We start from the raw sequence: 17089 nt of genomic DNA, 5'->3' as shown, positions 1-17089 counted from the left end.
CTTAGTAATTACCTCATCTCTATACAGATTGAAGAAATTCCGGAAAAATTTCATAAAAGTTTTTCCGATACCGATAATAGGTAGAAGAAGTTAACCCCAACTCCCGCTGCAGTTGTGTCGGTGTTACCTTCTTTTGTACCACCCTCATAAATTCCTGGTTAAACTTTTCCTGTTCTATAGCCCGTGGTCTTCCTACTTCATCCCATTCACCCCGAAGCCTTTTTGCCTCCATACCTTCCTTTTGTCGCTTCTCCTTTTTCTCCATCTCTGCCTGTGCCATGGATGCATAGAGTTCAATCATCATATTATTGATTGTTTCTATCATCATCTTTGCCAGATTATTTTCCATCTGAGACAGGTCAAACAACGTGGTAGGAAGTTCCAATACCATTACCCGAACCCCTTTTTCTTCTAAAAAACGTAGCTGCTTTAAAATCTCCTGCTTGTTCCTGCCAAGTCTGTCCAGCTCTGTAATAATCAGGGTATCCCCTACCCGTAAAACATCTTCCACAAGAACGGTATAACGTGGTCTGTCAAAATTTTTACCGGTTATCTTATCTGTAAAAATACTTTCCAGTTTAATTTTCTGATTTTCACAGAACCTCTTTATTTCTATAATACCTCGGTCCAAGTGTTGTTCCTTAGTACTGATTCTGTGATACCCATAATATGCCATACGTATCCCCCTTTATACATTCCCAAAAAGTCTTAAAATATTTTGGCATATCTCAAAACTTTCTTATATACTTTTTGGAAATAAAAAAATAGCCTATTACATCTCCCATCAAAAAGCATACTTTTTGGGAGGTGACTTTCACTACTTCTGTACGCAAGATGGCATAAAAAAGCAACAAAAAAAGACAGAGGTTTTTAAAAATTTCCTCTGTCTTCAGATCAACTATTCTGGAAAGATGTCCATCTTTTTTCCTTCAAACTTATATCCTACACCTCTCACTGTTTTAATATAGCGGCACTGCTTTAGCTCCGGTTCAATTTTCTTTCTCATACTGGATACCAGACAGTACACAATATTATCAATGCTTTCCGGCAATTCCTCGTTATAAAGAATCTCAAAAATTTTTTCTTTGGTAAATATCACACCTGGTCTCCCTGACAAAAGCATAAACAATTCATACTCTGCTTTCGTTAAGACGATCTCCGTCTGTCCTCTATAAATCTTATGATAATCCGGATAAATCCTAAAATCGGAATTTTCTTCATCCTCTCCCCGGATGTTTTTTATATTTTCCACTACATATTCTTTGTATCCCAATACAGTTGAAATAGTTACTTTCCCCAAGCTACACTTCCCTTCTGTTTTCTCTTATTTAGAAATCTCATCACACAGATTCCTTTTAAAAATGATTCTCTATTCTCCATTCATCGATAAGCTGGACAACCTGCGTTAAATTGGTATACCAGATATAATGTCCTCCATTTACAATATATAACTGGTGATTACCAGATTCTAAATCCAATTGATTTCTATGAGCAGTCTCCCATGCCGGAACATTTTGTACATTCTCTGAAGAAATCATGGTTAATACAGGAAGTGCCGATGGGAATTTTTTATTCTTTATAGAGAGTAATGATTGATCCATCCCGTTCACTTCATTTCTAATCGTATCGTTGCTGCTTAAAGAATATGCCTGAATGTATTCCTCCCTATCACTCTCCGTATAAGTGTACCCGGAAACCTGTGGTAATGCTGCCCCATATTTATCTGGATCTGTTTTCAGTGCCATCTGGAATTCTTCCAAAGAAGAAAAAGAATTCTTGATTTTCTGAAATTCATCAATTCCCTGCAGCATATATTTCTTTTCCATTTCCATAGCCTCTGCCAGTTCTTCATCATATACCGTATTATCAACAGCAATGAAACCTTTTACTTTTTCGGGATAATTCTGTACAAAGTTGAGTCCATATACTCCAGAAATCGAATGTACCAGCAATACACACTGCTTAATTCCCATGGTGTCCAGTGCAGCATTCAATTCACTATTGATATTATCTACAGTTCGATCCGTTGCTGCAACATCACTAAGCCCATATCCAAACGGCTCTACAATCACTATGTTAAAACTCTCATCTAAAGATTGTGCCAGAGGTTTGAAGTAGATATGCGGTGATGGAACTCCCAGAGCCGGCATCATCACCAATGTGGTTTTTCCTTCATCTGCAAATGTTTCTCCACTTGCATCCAATTTTCCATACAAAGCAAGATGCATATTATTCCCTTTCACCGTGATATATTTACTCGCATATCCAACTTGTGTTGCTCCCATAGCATATACCATATTAGAATTCCCTACCAAAAATGCAAACAGCATCGCAACCGTCACAATTCTTGAGATTTGCTTTTTGTATCTTCTCATACGCTCCCTCCTAAGTAAATTATTTCAAATATTTTTTCAGTTCTTCTACCTTGTCTAATCTTTCCCATGGAAGGTTGAGATCATTTCTTCCAAAATGTCCATAGGCTGCCGTCTGTTTATAGATTGGACGGCGGAGATTCAACGTCTGAATGATTCCTGCTGGTCGCAGATCAAATTCTTTTCTTATCATATCTACCAGACTCTCATCTGAAATTTTCCCGGTTCCAAAGGTGTCTACCATAATAGAGGTCGGATGAGCCACCCCAATTGCGTAAGACAACTGAATTTCACATTTTTTTGCTAGACCTGCAGCCACAATATTCTTCGCAACATAACGAGCAGCATAAGATGCAGAACGATCTACTTTCGTACAGTCTTTTCCAGAAAAAGCTCCGCCGCCATGCCGTGCCATACCACCATAGGTATCTACAATAATCTTGCGTCCTGTTACACCACTATCTCCGTGAGGACCACCGATGACAAAACGCCCTGTTGGATTGATGAAAAATTTTGTATTCTCATCTACCAGTTCTGTTGGAATAATCGGTTCCAATACATATTTTTTTATATCTTCGTGGATCTGCTCCTGTGTCACATCTGGATCATGCTGTGTTGACAGAACCACTGCATCCAACCGGTGCGGAATACCTGCTTCGTCATATTCTACAGTAACCTGACTCTTACCGTCCGGTCTTAAATAATTCAACAAACCATCTTTACGGACCTGCGTAAGCTGCCGAGTCAATTTGTGTGCCAGTGAAATTGGATATGGCATAAATTCATTCGTTTCGTCACATGCGTAACCAAACATCATACCCTGATCCCCAGCACCAATTGCATCAAGCTCTTCTTCTGACATTTTGTGTTCTTTTGCTTCCAATGCCTTATTCACACCCAAAGCAATATCTGCTGACTGCTCATCAATTGCCGTTAAGACGGCACAGGTATGTGCATCAAATCCATAATCTCCGTTGTCATAACCAATTTCTTTAATCGTTTCTCTTATCACCTGCTGCATATCTATATACGCATTGGTCGTGATTTCTCCTATCACTAATACCATACCCGTTGTAATTGCAGTCTCACAGGCCACTCTGCTCATCGGATCCTTCTCCATAAGAGCATCCAATATGGCGTCTGATATGGCATCACAAATTTTGTCCGGATGCCCTTCTGTTACTGATTCTGAGGTAAATATTCTTTTTTCCATAGTAAATTCTCCTTTGTATCAATATTTCATATTTGTCAATAACATAAAATATCTTTACTATTATTACTATATTTTTTGTCTACATTGTACTTTTTTCTGTCCGGTTGGTTTTATCTTTAAACCAAATAACTTTTCTATTCTTCTACGAAATAACATATCCGTCTGATTAATTCTGGAATATTAACAGGACTGGTTATATAGTCGCTTACACCCTCATGGCGATATTGATATTCTAAAGATAAATCTTTATTATCAGTGATATAAAAAACGGCAACTCTCTGAATATTGGCTCCTTCGTGTTTTGATATATTCCAGCAAGCTTTTTCATAGAATAAAAAAAATCCATAGCAATTCCATCTTGTAAAAACAAATCACACAGAATCAATTCAATATCTTGACATTCTAATAGTTTATTCTCTGCTTCCCATATAGTTTCTACCATAATCATATATATCCCCTTTTTAAGAAGCTCTGTTTGTATAATAGACGTGATTTCCGAATTCTTTTTTACAAGAAGTATCTTATGAAAAGTAGCTCCCTCTCCATTGGATTCTTTATAAGCATATTCCAATAATGTTTCCTTCACTAAATCGAATTGTAATTTATTCATGCATATCTTAGCTCCCTTTTCCAATGCTTCTTTCTCATAATATTTTTTGTCATAGCATGTAAAGAAAAGGAATGGAATTTTGTATGTTTTCTCCCGCAAGTATTCTAGCAGCTCCATTCCACTCCCATCTGACAATTTCAAATCCGAGCCTATAATGAGTATTTGTTCCTTTTCTATAAGCTCTTTTCCTTGTGATACTGTAAATGCAACTAATACATGATATCCTTTTCGCTGTAGAAAGTTTTTTATATGCCAAATGTAATTACTATCGTCCTCTATTAACAATATCTTTTTCATTTCTTATCTCCATTAAAAAATAATAGCAATGAGAAGTTACCTCTATTTTATTTGTATCTAAGGCACCATACCAATTTCATCATAAACCACTTTAAGCAAGTCTGGTATATCTATTGTATATTTTGATTTTTTCTTTGCCTATTTTAATCTTATATATTTTTAGCATACATCATTCTCCCCATAAAAAAAGCAGTGTCGTCCACTGCCTTTTCTCCATCACTTAATCTGTTATTTCCACAAATGAGTATCTTTCCTCTTTCTTTTGCACAATTGCAGAACCCGTTTGTTCTTGTATCGTTTTTAACAATTCTTCTACATATATTTGAGCTTCATGCACTTCAATATTCATGGCGTATGCAATTTCTCTAATTGAAAAACTCAACTCTGAATCGCTCATCAACAGTTGTAAAATCTCCCATTGCATATCAGTAATTACAATTTCTGTACCATTATAAATCATCCTTTTCTTGTCAAATTCAATATCCCATTTTCCGAAATGAATTCTTTCTTCTTCTAATATATTTTGCATATCTAATCGCATAACTACAAAAGATACTTCCGGCCAACATTTCTTTAATAATTCCTCTGCTTTTTTTCTTTCCTCACAATTCTTAAAGTATAATAATTCTCCCATCCTCTATCTCCTCATATCATTTATCATTATACTTTAAGTTTACATCCGAATTATTGCAGAAATCTTATTAAATTATTCCTTTAGCCTTTTTTCTACGATACTATCTTCATTGTATTTGTGTAACTGACCGCCCAATAAACGCTTTCCTATAATAATCCAAGTATCTCTATTGTACTGATCCATATCCCTATACAATTCCATAATTTCTCTTTTATTATCCTGCTCTCTCTGCTGTTCCTCTTCATCTTTCCTCAATATATAATCAACAGGGACCTTAAAGAATTTGGATAATGCAAGCAACATATCACCAGAAATATTCTCGTCTACCTTTTCATACTTACTAATTGTCTGCTGACTGACTCCTATTTCTTCCCCTAATCTCGTCTGAGTCAGGCCTAATTTTTTTCTTAATTCAGATATTCGATTCACAAGCGTACACCTCCCGATACACTCATTTTACACTTAAATACGCCTGTATTTTACTTCGTTTAAGAGTATTACTACTATGTATCATAGTATATCGTAGTATTACTATCATCATTTCCACACATCTATACCGAAAAAAAGTCAATCTATACAAACAATATTACAATTTCTTTTCTTTTAAATATACTAGTGCTTATAGGGGAGGAGAAATGCTTATGAAAAAACTATTATTGATTAGCAACCCGTCCGTCTTGGGGAAAAATCTGGAGAATATCTTAAAGCAAAATTATCATACCGATTTTATTTCCACCGTACCAAAACAAATCGGCAGCATACCATTTAACTCTTATAATGCTTTGCTCTTGGATTTCACACTGTTACATGAATATAGTCTTATCATATGTAAGACTGCAAAAAAGCACTTCCCAAATATTATTGTTCTGTTTTTATGCGCTACCAATATTCCAGAACAAATTATTTTGGATTTCTATGAAGCAGGTGCCGATGACCATTTATATTCGACCCTCTCATCACCAGCACTTTTACAGAAAAAATTGGATATCTTATTTAGTAACCATCATCCAACCACAAAGTATGAAGACAGCCACATAACTTTAAATTTTGACTCCTTGACCGCAGTGATTGAAGGTACTGCTACTTCTTTTACTCCATTGGAATTTAAGCTACTCAAACTGCTTTCTTTAAATCCAAACACCGTTTTAACCAGACAACATCTTTTATATTCTCTATGGGATCGAAATGGGAATTATGTAGAAGAAACTTCTCTCAATAGTATGATCTGCCGCATACGGCAAAGAATTGATACCGAAAATCATCATTATATTAAGACAATATATGGAATTGGATATATGTGGAGTACCTATTAAAGGAGCAACGTAATCTATTACGAATAACGTTGCTCCTTTCTTATCTTATGATCTAGTAATCACAGGTAATGAAACAATTACCCATAAGGCAATCTGCTATACACTTATATCTTGTTTCTCCACAGGCTGGAGTGTATATATTGACTTCTTCTTCCTGTAATTCAACATTCTCTAATTTTACATCGTTCATAAAAATCCTCCTTGTTTCATTCCGTACTTTTAATTATGCACATATCTAAAACGTAGCTGACAATATTGGCATTTAGTTAATGTACAATCGTCTATATAGAATTTCTCCTACTCAATATTACTCCATAGGGGTTATAAGAGCACTTCCACCAATACAATCTGTTACACACGCTTTTCTTGTTGTGCCACAATCGTCTGTATATACATTCACTTCTTCTATCTCTATTTCATTATTTTTTACTATTCTCTCACTTTCCATGTCTTTTTTCCTTTCTGTATAAATTTATTCAGTTATTATTAGTATTCAATATTGAGCCAAGCACCTCCGCCCAAGCAATCATTTAAACAATGAAACTGAATCTCTCCACAATCATCCGTATAAATGCTTACTTCTGCCATAAGGAGTTCTCTTGCCTCTTGTTCATCTCTTCGCTCTTTCATCCGACTTTCCTCCTTCCTATTAATATTTTTGATAACATCAGTATACTATTTTAAAATTTCATCTCCATATTTTATGTACAGATTACATTTTTTTCTTTCTATTTGGATAACTATTCCATTCTTAGTTGATCAATAATTGATTTTTTCTTCTGTTCTCTTATTTGATAAATAGATAATATAACCTGTATTAACAGAAGCACCAATACGTATATACCCATATAAAAAAACGGAAATGAATATTCTACCACTTTCCCATAACAGCTTATACTCATTTGACGACAAATTAACATTGCAATAGGAGTTCCAATTAGCAAAGTCATACAAATGCTTAAGATAGAATAGCACATACCTTCACCGATAATAACTTTATAAAGCTGCTTTTCTGTCAATCCTATAGACCGTAAAACACTATATTCACGTCTTCTAAATAATTGATTTGACAGTGTTGTGTTAATCAAATTTATCACACCAAAAAGAAAAATTAGGATTGAAATTACCTGCAAAACGAAATATATTGTATTGTCTTTCTCATATCCCTTCACTCTTTCGCTAAAGCTTTCGATTGCAATATCTTCGTTTTTTGAAATCGTATTTCGAAGATTTTCATCAACACTGCTCTGTTCCTTTGGATCAATGTTTATTCCCCATGTGAAATCAAAATTTTTTATTCCAGGCAATAATTCTTTAAAAGCATCTTCCGTCATACACATCATCGCAGCATTAAATCCCCCACGCCCACTTCCTAGTGCAGATGCAAATTTAGTTGATTGGAAAATTCCTGATACTGTTACTGGGATTTTCTCTTTCCCAAAGGATATCTCAAATTGCATTCCTACCTTTACTTCTTCCCCAAAATCTTCGTAACCAGTCTTTACTAATATTTCATGGGAATTTTCAGGCATTCGCCCTGCAACTAATGAATCTTCAATTTCTTTCTTATTTTGCGTGGTAATCATATCACACATTCCTCTTCCTCCATATCCCTTATATTCGAAGGTAAAGGTTGCTGATTTTCTTAATGTTTGCATCTCATTTATGCCTGGAATACTACCAATTTCTTCTTTCAAATTATCATTAAGGGGATTCCCGGAATATAATAGTTCCGTAGGTTCTTTATCTGACTTTATATATATTTTATAATCAGCATCACCAAAATAGTGTTGTGTCATCTTTACCGGAGACTGTAAAAGTAAAGCTGAAGATACCGTTAACAGAATAATTCCTCCGAGGCTTAATGATATAACAATGCTCCATACTTTTTTGGGTTCTCTCTTAAAATTCATTATTCCCAAAGATATTGGCGTAAGCTTTCTATTTTTTTCTTGTGCTGATATTTTTATATTACTAATTGCTGTCATCCTCACAGATTCCATCGGTGAGGCCTTCATTGCTATTTTAACTGGTTTATTTATAGAGATGCTGACAATAATGCTACAGATAGCTGCGGTTATCATTGCACATACGATATAATTCCTAATATTAATCCCTTTTGCTAGTATTATCGCTGAACAAAGAACTGCTAATGTAATACCTATCAGTATTCCTCTAACACCTAAATACCTTCCTTCCTTTTTTACAATCTTTTTTATCTGCTTTTGTGTCATTCCTATCGTCCTAAGTTGTCCGTAATTTTGTATTTTATTAATTATAGAAATTTGGAAAATGCTTTTTATAACAGTATAGCTTCCTATCAAAACGAGTCCAATTAATATTCCTAAGATACCTAATTGATCTGCAGAAATCATTTGATTAACGTACCGAAAATATCGATTATTAAATGCTACAGGTAGATTATTTATTTCACCAATTTCGCTGCAATATTTCTTTATTTCTTCAGCATTTTTTTCCTTCACATGCACATAAACCATGCTGGAGTCTTCATTATAGTCTTCATAATTTTTCAGTTTTTCCCAAGATATTAAAAATGGAAATGTTTCTCCACTAGTTGCCATATCAAGAATCCCTGAAATCGTGTATTTTCCTGATAGCTGTTCCGTGTTTAATGTAATCTTATCTCCTACCTTTTTATCTTTATCATATTTATCCAACCATTTTTTACATACGACAATTTGAGCTTCTTCCTCTGGAAGTTCTCCACTAAATAAACTCATCTGGTTTCTCATCATATAGAGCATTGGCTGATCCATGTAAAAAAAAGCAGCAGTATATGTTTTATCAGACGGTATATCCCCAACAATATAGTATTGTCCTACTCTTTCAAATCCCGTTTCTTCTCTTAGCTTTAACAGTTTTTCTTCTGAAACATTCATGTATACTGCTTCGTATGTATCCTGAATCTGTTTTTTTTGTACTTCCAGCAGTGAAGTCGCAATTAGTCCTGAAAAGCATATCAAAAATGATGCTAGAGCTATAGAAATCACTAACATAATATTTCTTCGCTTTTCAGACCGAAGATTCCTCTGTACAATATTTTTTATTGCTTTTTTATCCCCTTGTTTTCTCATCTTCACCAACTCCAATTTTCAAAAATTTTCCGTCTTCAATCCTCACTATTCGTTCTGCTAAATCTGCAATGTGCTCGTTATGAGTAATCATCACAACACTTTGCTCAAATTTTCTACTCGTGCTTTGAATCAATTCCAGTACATCCTGGCTCGTCTTGCTGTCAAGATTTCCTGTAGGTTCATCTGCAAGTATAATTGCCGGCTTCGTAATCAAGGCTCTTGCAATAGCAACACGCTGCTGTTGTCCACCAGATAACATATTCGGCATACTTTTCAGTTTCTCCTTTAAACCGAGCATATTAATAATTTCGTTCAAAAATACCTGATCAACTTCCTGCCCATCTAATTCAATTGGCAAAACTATATTCTCATAAACATTTAACATGGGGAGTAAGTTATAGTTTTGAAAAATAAAGCCTATATTCCTTCTTCGAAAGATTGTAAGCTGCTCATCATTTAAGTCTGACAATTTTTTTCCTTGGATTTTAATTTCCCCAGAGGTAGGTATATCCAATCCTCCCAACATATTCAATAAGGTAGATTTACCACTTCCGGATGTACCAACAATAGCTACAAATTCTCCCTTTTCAACACTAAAATCTACTCCATCTAATGCCTTTGTTATATTAGGCTCCTTTCCATAATATTTTTTTATATTTCTTGCTTCCAATACTTTCATAATTTATTTCTCCTTTCAATTCATTCTTTAATTCGTATCTATATATCAATGAAAGGCTACTCGATTTTATTTTCTCGAATAGCCTTCCATGTTTTTGTATGTATTACTTAGTTGTATTTAAAAACGCTCCGCCACCGATGCAATCATTTTCACATTTCTTACGAACGATATCGCAGTCTGGCAATTCATAAATATCAACTTCTTCCTTTAATAACTCTTCGTTTTCAGTTACTTCTATTCTCTTTTCTTCCATGACACTGATCCTCCTCTTTAATAATCCGGATTCAGAAAAGATCCGCCACCAAAGCAGTCATTTTTACAATGATTCTGAATTTCTCCACAGCCTGCTGCATAAACATTGATTTCTTCTTTTGATAATTCCTGAGCTTCTTTTTCTTTTAATTCGTTCATAGTCTACTGTCTCCTTTCCGAATTTACTCCGCTGCTGTAACTAAAGCTAATACCCAAAAACAATCTGTTACACAATTATACCTTGTCACACCGCAGTCATCCGTATAAACATTTACTTCCTCTTTGTTAAGTTCTGAGGATTTTCTTTCTGTATTGAATTCTTCCATAGAACTCACCTCCTTATGCCTATATTTATACGCTTTCACATACCTTTTATCTATATTTCTTGTCTAAATTGCTCTTTTTTCTTCCTAGTTGGGTTCTTCCTCCCATCTTCTCTTTACCTCCTCCATATACTCAATATAAATTTCTAAATTTTTCCTTCTATTTGCTTTAGAATCATAGTAAAACAGCACATAATTTAATACTGCTTTTAAGAAAATACACCGATAATCATAAGGTTCTTCTGATGCTAGACAATGCCCACCGCATATATAGCGATAATCACATTCTTTACATATTTCTTTATATTCAGCACAGAACAACCTCTTAATTTCATCTTTTTTCAATAAATTTTCTAATTCCTGTAAAATTTTCTGTGGCTCATCGGACAGTATATTTCCCATTCGAACCTGGTTCTGCTCCATACACTGGCACATGTAAATATCGCCTTCCGGGAAAATTGCCATAACTTTTCCATAGCCCCCACAAGAATTTCTTACCTGAACTCTTTGATAAAAAGCTCCCCCAATTTTTTTATCCTCGTATCCCTGGTTCAATATATATTTTACTATCTTCAGGTTCATATCAAGATGCTCCATATCTGTTAAAATTTCAGAGTTTTCTTTCGCCCTACCCACGGATGAAACTATATTAAAAAGAACATCTATGTCATATTTCGCAGCTATATCAATCAATCGATACAAATCCATCTCATTGGTTTTCTCATAAATGAAAGTAAGGACTACCTTTATTCCGGCTTGCTGACACATCTCTATATGCTTAATTAGCTGCTGCTCCTTTTCAGGTGTTCCGAACATGTGCATGGTACTGAAATCAATTTCATCTATATATCCTTTGAGTTGTTCTGTTAATTCCTCGGTAATCGCAAGACCATTGCTCTGTAGTGTAATTGGGCAAGTCAAACCATTTCTTAATGCTTTTGCAATTTCCACAATTTGATCTTTAATCAGTGGCTCTCCACCTGTAAGAATCATTTTATGTGGTTTATTTTTCTGAAAGAACGGAATCACCTTATTCTGTATATCCTCCAGCTTAAATTCTTTTTCTGGACGAAGCTTGTCGTTTGCACTGATCGCACAAAAATCACAATTCATATTACATTTCCTGGTTACCATCAAATATACCGTATTGATTTTCTCATGATTCTTCTCTATTTCTTTTACAAATTCAGTTTGCTGCTCCCATACAGGGAATAACTTTTCCTGAAACTCTGGTTTATCTAAATTGTCTGCAAATCTTTTACTTACCCCCAGGCAGACTTTTCCTACCGGATCAATTAAAGCCACTTTTTCTCCCTCAGTTATCTTAATAAACTCATTCATCTTACTTTCCATGACGTAAATATCTCCTTTCATATTCTTGTTTCAGCTTTTCAAGCTGTTTTTCAGTTAAGTTTGTTTGAATCAGATGGTACATCCACTTCGTCACTTCACAATTCACTTTTATAGGTTGATATACATTTTGGTGAATTTCATAATTTGCCACCTGACAGCCTCTTGTTTTACAATGTCTAATGTATTGACATTTTTTACACATTGTATCCTCTTGATCCTCTAGGTAAATAATCTCTCGAATCCTCGGAACATCCAACCCGGCTTCTACAGAACCGATTTTAAATTCTGGAAGTTCCGCACAAGTATAAATCCCACCATCCGTTGTTACATAGCAAGTTGTCAAACCTGCCTTACATGCGTAAAATGGACATGGAATCAGGAAAGATTTCAGATATTGTTCCCAAAGATTCCAAAAGATTACTTCTTGATTTTTTTGTATATGTGCTTTATATAAACCAAATACCTTCTCTATCTGTTCTCGTAATCCCTGTATCTGCTCATCACTCCAGGAGCAATAATAATCAATTCCCGACTCTAATTTTTTAATTCCTAAATCAAGCAAAAACTGGAAACTTTCTGCATAATATTGATAGTTATTACTTGTCACAACACTGGCTACCGAAATCTGATTTCCTGTTTCCTGCTCATATTTTCTCAATAACGGAAGGTTCTTCATAATTTTTTCAAAGCTTCCGGTTCCTGCATAATCTCTCCTGTTCAAATTCTGAACATACTCAGGACCATCTAAACTCACCTTCACCTCAAATGTATTTTCCACAAAAAAATCAATTACTTCATCTGTAACTAACGTTCCATTTATCGTAGTACTGAACTTGCATATTAAGTTTGTTTCCTGGCATTTTTTCTTCGCATAATCTACCACATCTTTCATCAGATTAAATGCCATAAGGGGTTCCCCTCCAATAAAGTAAACCATAAGTGTCCGATCATGCTGTTTATTTGCTTCATGCACAGCAATATCGATTGCCTTTTGAGCCGTTTCTAAACTCATGTATGTATTTTTCTTCTCGCCCAGATAGCAGTAAGTACAATTCAAATTGCACTTATTTATGATCTCTAATGACAATGTATACATTTTCCTGCCTCCTAAACTGTAAATTGGTTCAAATTTCTATTTGTTTTCTTCTGGAAATCCAATCTTTCCACCATATTAAATAAGGGATATCGCAAAATAATTTCTGTCTTCGGATTTTCCATGGCATATACCCTGATTCTCTCTTTATACTCACATATTTCCTGATAATTGTTGTGATCAATAAATAGCACCGGATACTGTTCTGCTGTTTTTATATTTCTCAATTTTTCCATTCCACTTTCAAAAGTATCACATCTCTCTGTTCTCGTTACTTCCCGTATGAAACGCTGCTCTAAAGGTTCTTCTATACGGTTCGTTAGAAAATAACACTGTTTCTGCTTCAATGTTTGATATGGATAATAGTGATTCAAAGTGTTGAGAGTAAACTGTAAAATTGCCTGTTCATATTCATCCTCATAATTGCTTAAATACCCTGTTATTACAGCACACCCAAAGCTATTGCCCTGATAAAACTTAGGAATGCCTAAATGATAAAGAGAAAAAAATTTAGAGGAAAAAATCACATCCTTTCCTATCCCATCATATTGGAAAACCTGTAAAGGATTCTCTATGTCCAGGCATCTTATTCCCATTACAAAAGGGAAGGAAGCCGGATAGGTTGCTTCTACTTGCTGATTAGAGTATGCTGCCACAATCAAAATCCCCTTTTCTGTAGCTGCTCTACATACCTCCTCTATTTCTTTGTGATATTTGTACTCATCTCCCATACTCATATTAATTATGTCTACCTGTTCCTCTATCAGTAATTCAATACCTTCTATCATATCCAGAACCGTACTCTTTTTGTTCTTCCTCACAATGGGTACCAGAACAATTTCAGCTTCTGGGTTTTCCTTTAAAATAAAAGAACAGACATATTCCGCATGGGTAAATCCAAAGGCATCTTTACTGTATTCCTGACCTTTCCACTTGCAGTCTATTTTTACAATTTTCTTATCCTGAAAAAAAGGATTATCAAAAGATCCATTGGAATCCAACACACCTATCCTCACTTTTCACTCACCTGCCTTATATGTAGCTTCTCCAAATCCACAATAATATCTGCTTCTCGCAATTCTTCCAGATTGTGCGTAGAAAAAATAATAATTTTCTCCCTTGATAACGCATGCAATAATTGATAAAAACGCCCTCTTCGTTTTTCATCAATATTTGCTGTCGCTTCATCAAAAATCAGAATTTGTGAATTTTTCAAAATATTCCTCATAATATCTAAACGCCGCATTTGTCCTTCTGAGAAATTGCATGGATCTATCTTTATCTCGGTATCCCATACCATTTCTAAAGTATGGATTTCATCATACAAATCCAAGCACTTTGCCACTGTATCCATTTCTTCTTCCGAAACAATATGTAGTAATCCCATATTCCGTCTTACCGTATCATTGAAGAACTGTGTACGCTGCATAACATATCCTGTATTTTCCCAATAGCTGTTAATATCTAATTCCTGCAAATCTGTGTTATTCACAACTACTTTTCCTTCTGTCGGTTGATACACACCTGTTATAATTTTGAACAGAGTGCTTTTGCCTTGTCCACTTTTTCCATGAACTCCGTAAAGAGTGCCTTTTTCGAACTTCAAATTGAGCCGGTCAAATACCTTCTTATTCGACTCTGTATAAGAAAAGCTCATCTCTTCTAAGGAAATGTTGTTAACTGTTGTTACTTTCTCTCCATCTCCTTGTTTCTGATCCGGATACTGAAGCAAACCATTGATATCCTTTAAGGAAACTACGGCTGTATGATACTCGTTAGCAAACTGTGCGATTCCAATAATAGGATTCATAATAATTGTCTGGTAATTCATCAAGGCCATAATGGTACCTATGGTCATATTTCCTTTAAATACTTCTTGTGCACCGACTACCCAAATTATGACTGTTCCTATAAACTGAATCACGAGTATCGTAGATGTATTCAATATGTACAACAAATTCTGGCGATTCGTCTCTTTTTTGTATTTCTGATTTTTCTCAAAGTACATATCATGCACATATTGCCCACATTGAAAGAGTCTTGTAATAAACCAATTATCATAGGTGTTTGTCAGAACATTGGTTATGCTGTTATATCCTTCCAAAACTTGACCACTGGTTTCCTGTATCAATTTCCCCAGGATTCTACTAATAAAAGGAACACTGACAAGTAAGATAATATTGGATACGGCAATCCCCTTATGGATAGAAAACATATATGGAGGAACAACCACCAGGATAACAATATTGGAAACCAATGTGATAATACTTGTGATTCCACATTGTTTCACTGCTGAAACATCTTTATCTACTTTCAGCAAAATGTCACTTAGCTTTATCTTCTCAAAAAAATTCACGCTTACTGTTGATAATTTATCTTCTACCTTTTGTCGCATATCTGCTGCTATCTCTTCCGAAATAACAGCCACGATATAACGCTGTACATAATTCATAAGGTAGTTCAGCAGTAACATGCCCAGGAACACCACCAGAAGGAGCATAAACGCAGATAAACTGGTACTATGTGGATTCCCCAAATCATCTATCACTTTTCCCTGCAGCTCCGGACGCACCAAAGAAACTCCCGCCGTTAACACAATCGTTGCTATTGTTAAAATATAGGAAGGTAGTAACTTTTTCTTAAAAGCATACTCTTTTAAAAATCCAAGATATGGACGGCTTTCTTTACTTTTCATCGCTTAACCTCTTGGCAATCTTCTCTCCGAACTCACTGAATTTTAAATCTTCCTCCTGGATATAGTCTATATACACTCCTAATTTTTCTCTAACTATTTCAATCGGCTGCTGTAAATAATATTCAAGAATCTGCACCATTGCCTTATAAAAGATATGTTCAAAAATACACTCTGCATCCGATGGTACATTAATCTTCCCTGTATTGATAAAATTCATATATCCGCATTTCATACCATGACAAAAATCTCGGATTGTGCATCCCTTGCACTTCGGATCGGTTTTATCAAAGTTCGACATTGCTATTAATTTTGCCTTTCTTATATCAACGCCTTCCTTGATATTACCTATACAATATTTTTCATTACTTGTAAGAAATCCACATGGATATATCTGACCATTCGGAAAGATCTTGAAATTTCCAATTCCGGCATCGCACATGCCAAAGCAGTTCCCAAAATCACACAACATATTAAACATTTTTCCATCAAATTGATCTATAGTAAAAACTCTGCCCGCTGCTGCCTCAGCCAAATAGTACCGCAAAATTTGTCCCACCTGCTTTTCAAATTCTGTCTTCAGCTCATCACATATTTTTAAATATACATCCATAATCATACAGATGTTATCCAATCCATGCTCATGCAGGTAACAGATATTTTCGAACATATACGGAATGGTATTTTCTGTGACCGTCATTCTTACAGAAAAATTCAATCCACTATCCTTTACCTTCATGATATTCTCAAAAATTTTTTCATAGCAAGAAACTCCATCTTTCGCAACTCTGTTCAAATCATGGGTTTCCTTATTCCCATCAAAACTAAGGCGTACTGTAAAATGATTTTCTTTCATAAATGCAATGAACCGATCATCCATCATGGAACAGTTGGTAGTAATATAATACTTTACTTCCCTTTCCGGATAATTATCTTTGATATAGGCTACTGCCTTGTAAATTAAATCTTTCTTCAGCAAAGGCTCACCGCCCAAAAAATCAATCAAGACTTTCCCTCTATCCCCATAATTCATCATAAACTCCAAAGAGTCCACAAGTGTTTTTTCATTCAACTGATAATGGTTATGGTAGTCTTCATAACAATACTGACATTTAAAATTACAATCTGTTGTCATATATAATGTGAAATTATACATATCTGTC

The 17089-nt window shown here is 34.9% G+C and carries 21 protein-coding genes; 1 reads left to right on the top strand and 20 read right to left on the bottom strand.

Features of this window, described 5'->3' with window-relative positions:
* Positions 1-19: 19 nt before the first annotated feature.
* The 7 genes from WMO75_RS09160 to WMO75_RS09130 form a co-directional block, all read right to left on the bottom strand.
* Complete coding sequence (locus WMO75_RS09160; protein WP_005340281.1) at positions 20-676, bottom strand: recombinase family protein; 657 nt, start codon at positions 674-676, stop codon at positions 20-22.
* A 222-nt stretch (positions 677-898) separates the two neighbouring features.
* Positions 899-1300 (bottom strand): winged helix-turn-helix domain-containing protein, encoded by a 402-nt coding sequence (locus WMO75_RS09155; RefSeq protein WP_025579072.1) that lies wholly within the window; start codon positions 1298-1300, stop codon positions 899-901.
* Between the two features lie 55 nt (positions 1301-1355).
* On the bottom strand, positions 1356-2375 hold the full coding sequence (locus tag WMO75_RS09150; protein WP_015526822.1) for an alpha/beta fold hydrolase: 1020 nt from the start codon (positions 2373-2375) through the stop codon (positions 1356-1358).
* Between the two features lie 19 nt (positions 2376-2394).
* Positions 2395-3585: a methionine adenosyltransferase gene (gene metK, locus WMO75_RS09145; RefSeq protein ID WP_015526821.1), complete on the bottom strand. Its 1191-nt coding sequence runs from the start codon at positions 3583-3585 to the stop codon at positions 2395-2397.
* 232 nt (positions 3586-3817) lie between these two features.
* Positions 3818-4492 (bottom strand): response regulator, encoded by a 675-nt coding sequence (locus WMO75_RS09140; RefSeq protein WP_225084400.1) that lies wholly within the window; start codon positions 4490-4492, stop codon positions 3818-3820.
* A 220-nt stretch (positions 4493-4712) separates the two neighbouring features.
* Positions 4713-5126 (bottom strand): hypothetical protein, encoded by a 414-nt coding sequence (locus WMO75_RS09135; RefSeq protein ID WP_054337531.1) that lies wholly within the window; start codon positions 5124-5126, stop codon positions 4713-4715.
* Between the two features lie 72 nt (positions 5127-5198).
* Positions 5199-5555 (bottom strand): helix-turn-helix domain-containing protein, encoded by a 357-nt coding sequence (locus WMO75_RS09130; protein ID WP_054337530.1) that lies wholly within the window; start codon positions 5553-5555, stop codon positions 5199-5201.
* 212 nt (positions 5556-5767) lie between these two features.
* On the opposite strand from WMO75_RS09130, the gene WMO75_RS09125 reads away from it, so the two are divergent.
* On the top strand, positions 5768-6439 hold the full coding sequence (locus tag WMO75_RS09125; protein ID WP_054337529.1) for a winged helix-turn-helix transcriptional regulator: 672 nt from the start codon (positions 5768-5770) through the stop codon (positions 6437-6439).
* 52 nt (positions 6440-6491) lie between these two features.
* Here the strand turns inward: WMO75_RS09125 and WMO75_RS09120 are convergent, their stop codons facing one another.
* The 13 genes from WMO75_RS09120 to WMO75_RS09060 all read right to left on the bottom strand — a co-directional run bounded on the left by WMO75_RS09120 (position 6492) and on the right by WMO75_RS09060 (position 17082).
* Complete coding sequence (locus tag WMO75_RS09120; protein WP_173684409.1) at positions 6492-6629, bottom strand: hypothetical protein; 138 nt, start codon at positions 6627-6629, stop codon at positions 6492-6494.
* Between the two features lie 117 nt (positions 6630-6746).
* On the bottom strand, positions 6747-6887 hold the full coding sequence (locus WMO75_RS09115; RefSeq protein WP_173684408.1) for a hypothetical protein: 141 nt from the start codon (positions 6885-6887) through the stop codon (positions 6747-6749).
* 38 nt (positions 6888-6925) lie between these two features.
* Entirely contained in the window at positions 6926-7069 is a 144-nt protein-coding gene (locus WMO75_RS09110) for a hypothetical protein (RefSeq protein ID WP_173684404.1), read from the bottom strand.
* Positions 7070-7179: 110 nt separating this feature from the next.
* The gene (locus tag WMO75_RS09105) at positions 7180-9534 is read right to left on the bottom strand and encodes an ABC transporter permease (RefSeq protein ID WP_118045835.1); all 2355 of its coding nucleotides are present in this window, start codon (positions 9532-9534) and stop codon (positions 7180-7182) included.
* Positions 9515-10213 carry an ABC transporter ATP-binding protein gene (locus tag WMO75_RS09100; protein ID WP_117843958.1) on the bottom strand — a complete coding sequence of 233 codons (699 nt, stop codon included), beginning with the start codon at positions 10211-10213 and terminating at the stop codon, positions 9515-9517. The genes WMO75_RS09105 and WMO75_RS09100 overlap by 20 nt, the downstream gene beginning before the upstream one ends.
* A 103-nt stretch (positions 10214-10316) precedes the next feature.
* Positions 10317-10466, bottom strand: coding sequence for a hypothetical protein (locus tag WMO75_RS09095; protein WP_172538635.1), 150 nt, complete (start codon positions 10464-10466; stop codon positions 10317-10319).
* Between the two features lie 17 nt (positions 10467-10483).
* Positions 10484-10624: a hypothetical protein gene (locus tag WMO75_RS09090; protein ID WP_165852526.1), complete on the bottom strand. Its 141-nt coding sequence runs from the start codon at positions 10622-10624 to the stop codon at positions 10484-10486.
* Positions 10625-10647: 23 nt separating this feature from the next.
* Positions 10648-10791 carry a hypothetical protein gene (locus WMO75_RS09085; RefSeq protein ID WP_173684407.1) on the bottom strand — a complete coding sequence of 48 codons (144 nt, stop codon included), beginning with the start codon at positions 10789-10791 and terminating at the stop codon, positions 10648-10650.
* 84 nt (positions 10792-10875) lie between these two features.
* On the bottom strand, positions 10876-12141 hold the full coding sequence (locus WMO75_RS09080; protein WP_225084405.1) for a radical SAM/SPASM domain-containing protein: 1266 nt from the start codon (positions 12139-12141) through the stop codon (positions 10876-10878).
* Positions 12131-13237, bottom strand: coding sequence for a radical SAM/SPASM domain-containing protein (locus WMO75_RS09075; protein ID WP_117843956.1), 1107 nt, complete (start codon positions 13235-13237; stop codon positions 12131-12133). The genes WMO75_RS09080 and WMO75_RS09075 overlap by 11 nt, the downstream gene beginning before the upstream one ends.
* 11 nt (positions 13238-13248) lie before the next feature.
* Complete coding sequence (locus WMO75_RS09070) at positions 13249-14250, bottom strand: S8 family serine peptidase (RefSeq protein WP_118309291.1); 1002 nt, start codon at positions 14248-14250, stop codon at positions 13249-13251.
* Positions 14247-15929, bottom strand: a complete 1683-nt coding sequence (locus tag WMO75_RS09065; protein WP_117843954.1) for an ABC transporter ATP-binding protein — start codon at positions 15927-15929, stop codon at positions 14247-14249. The genes WMO75_RS09070 and WMO75_RS09065 overlap by 4 nt, the downstream gene beginning before the upstream one ends.
* Positions 15919-17082: a radical SAM/SPASM domain-containing protein gene (locus tag WMO75_RS09060; protein ID WP_349077927.1), complete on the bottom strand. Its 1164-nt coding sequence runs from the start codon at positions 17080-17082 to the stop codon at positions 15919-15921. Before WMO75_RS09060 ends, WMO75_RS09065 begins: the two co-directional genes overlap by 11 nt.
* Between the last annotated feature and the right edge of the window lie 7 nt (positions 17083-17089).

Source organism: Blautia intestinihominis, assembly GCF_040096655.1.
GTDB lineage: Bacteria > Bacillota > Clostridia > Lachnospirales > Lachnospiraceae > Blautia_A > Blautia_A intestinihominis.
This window is presented reverse-complemented; position numbering and strand designations above follow the sequence as displayed.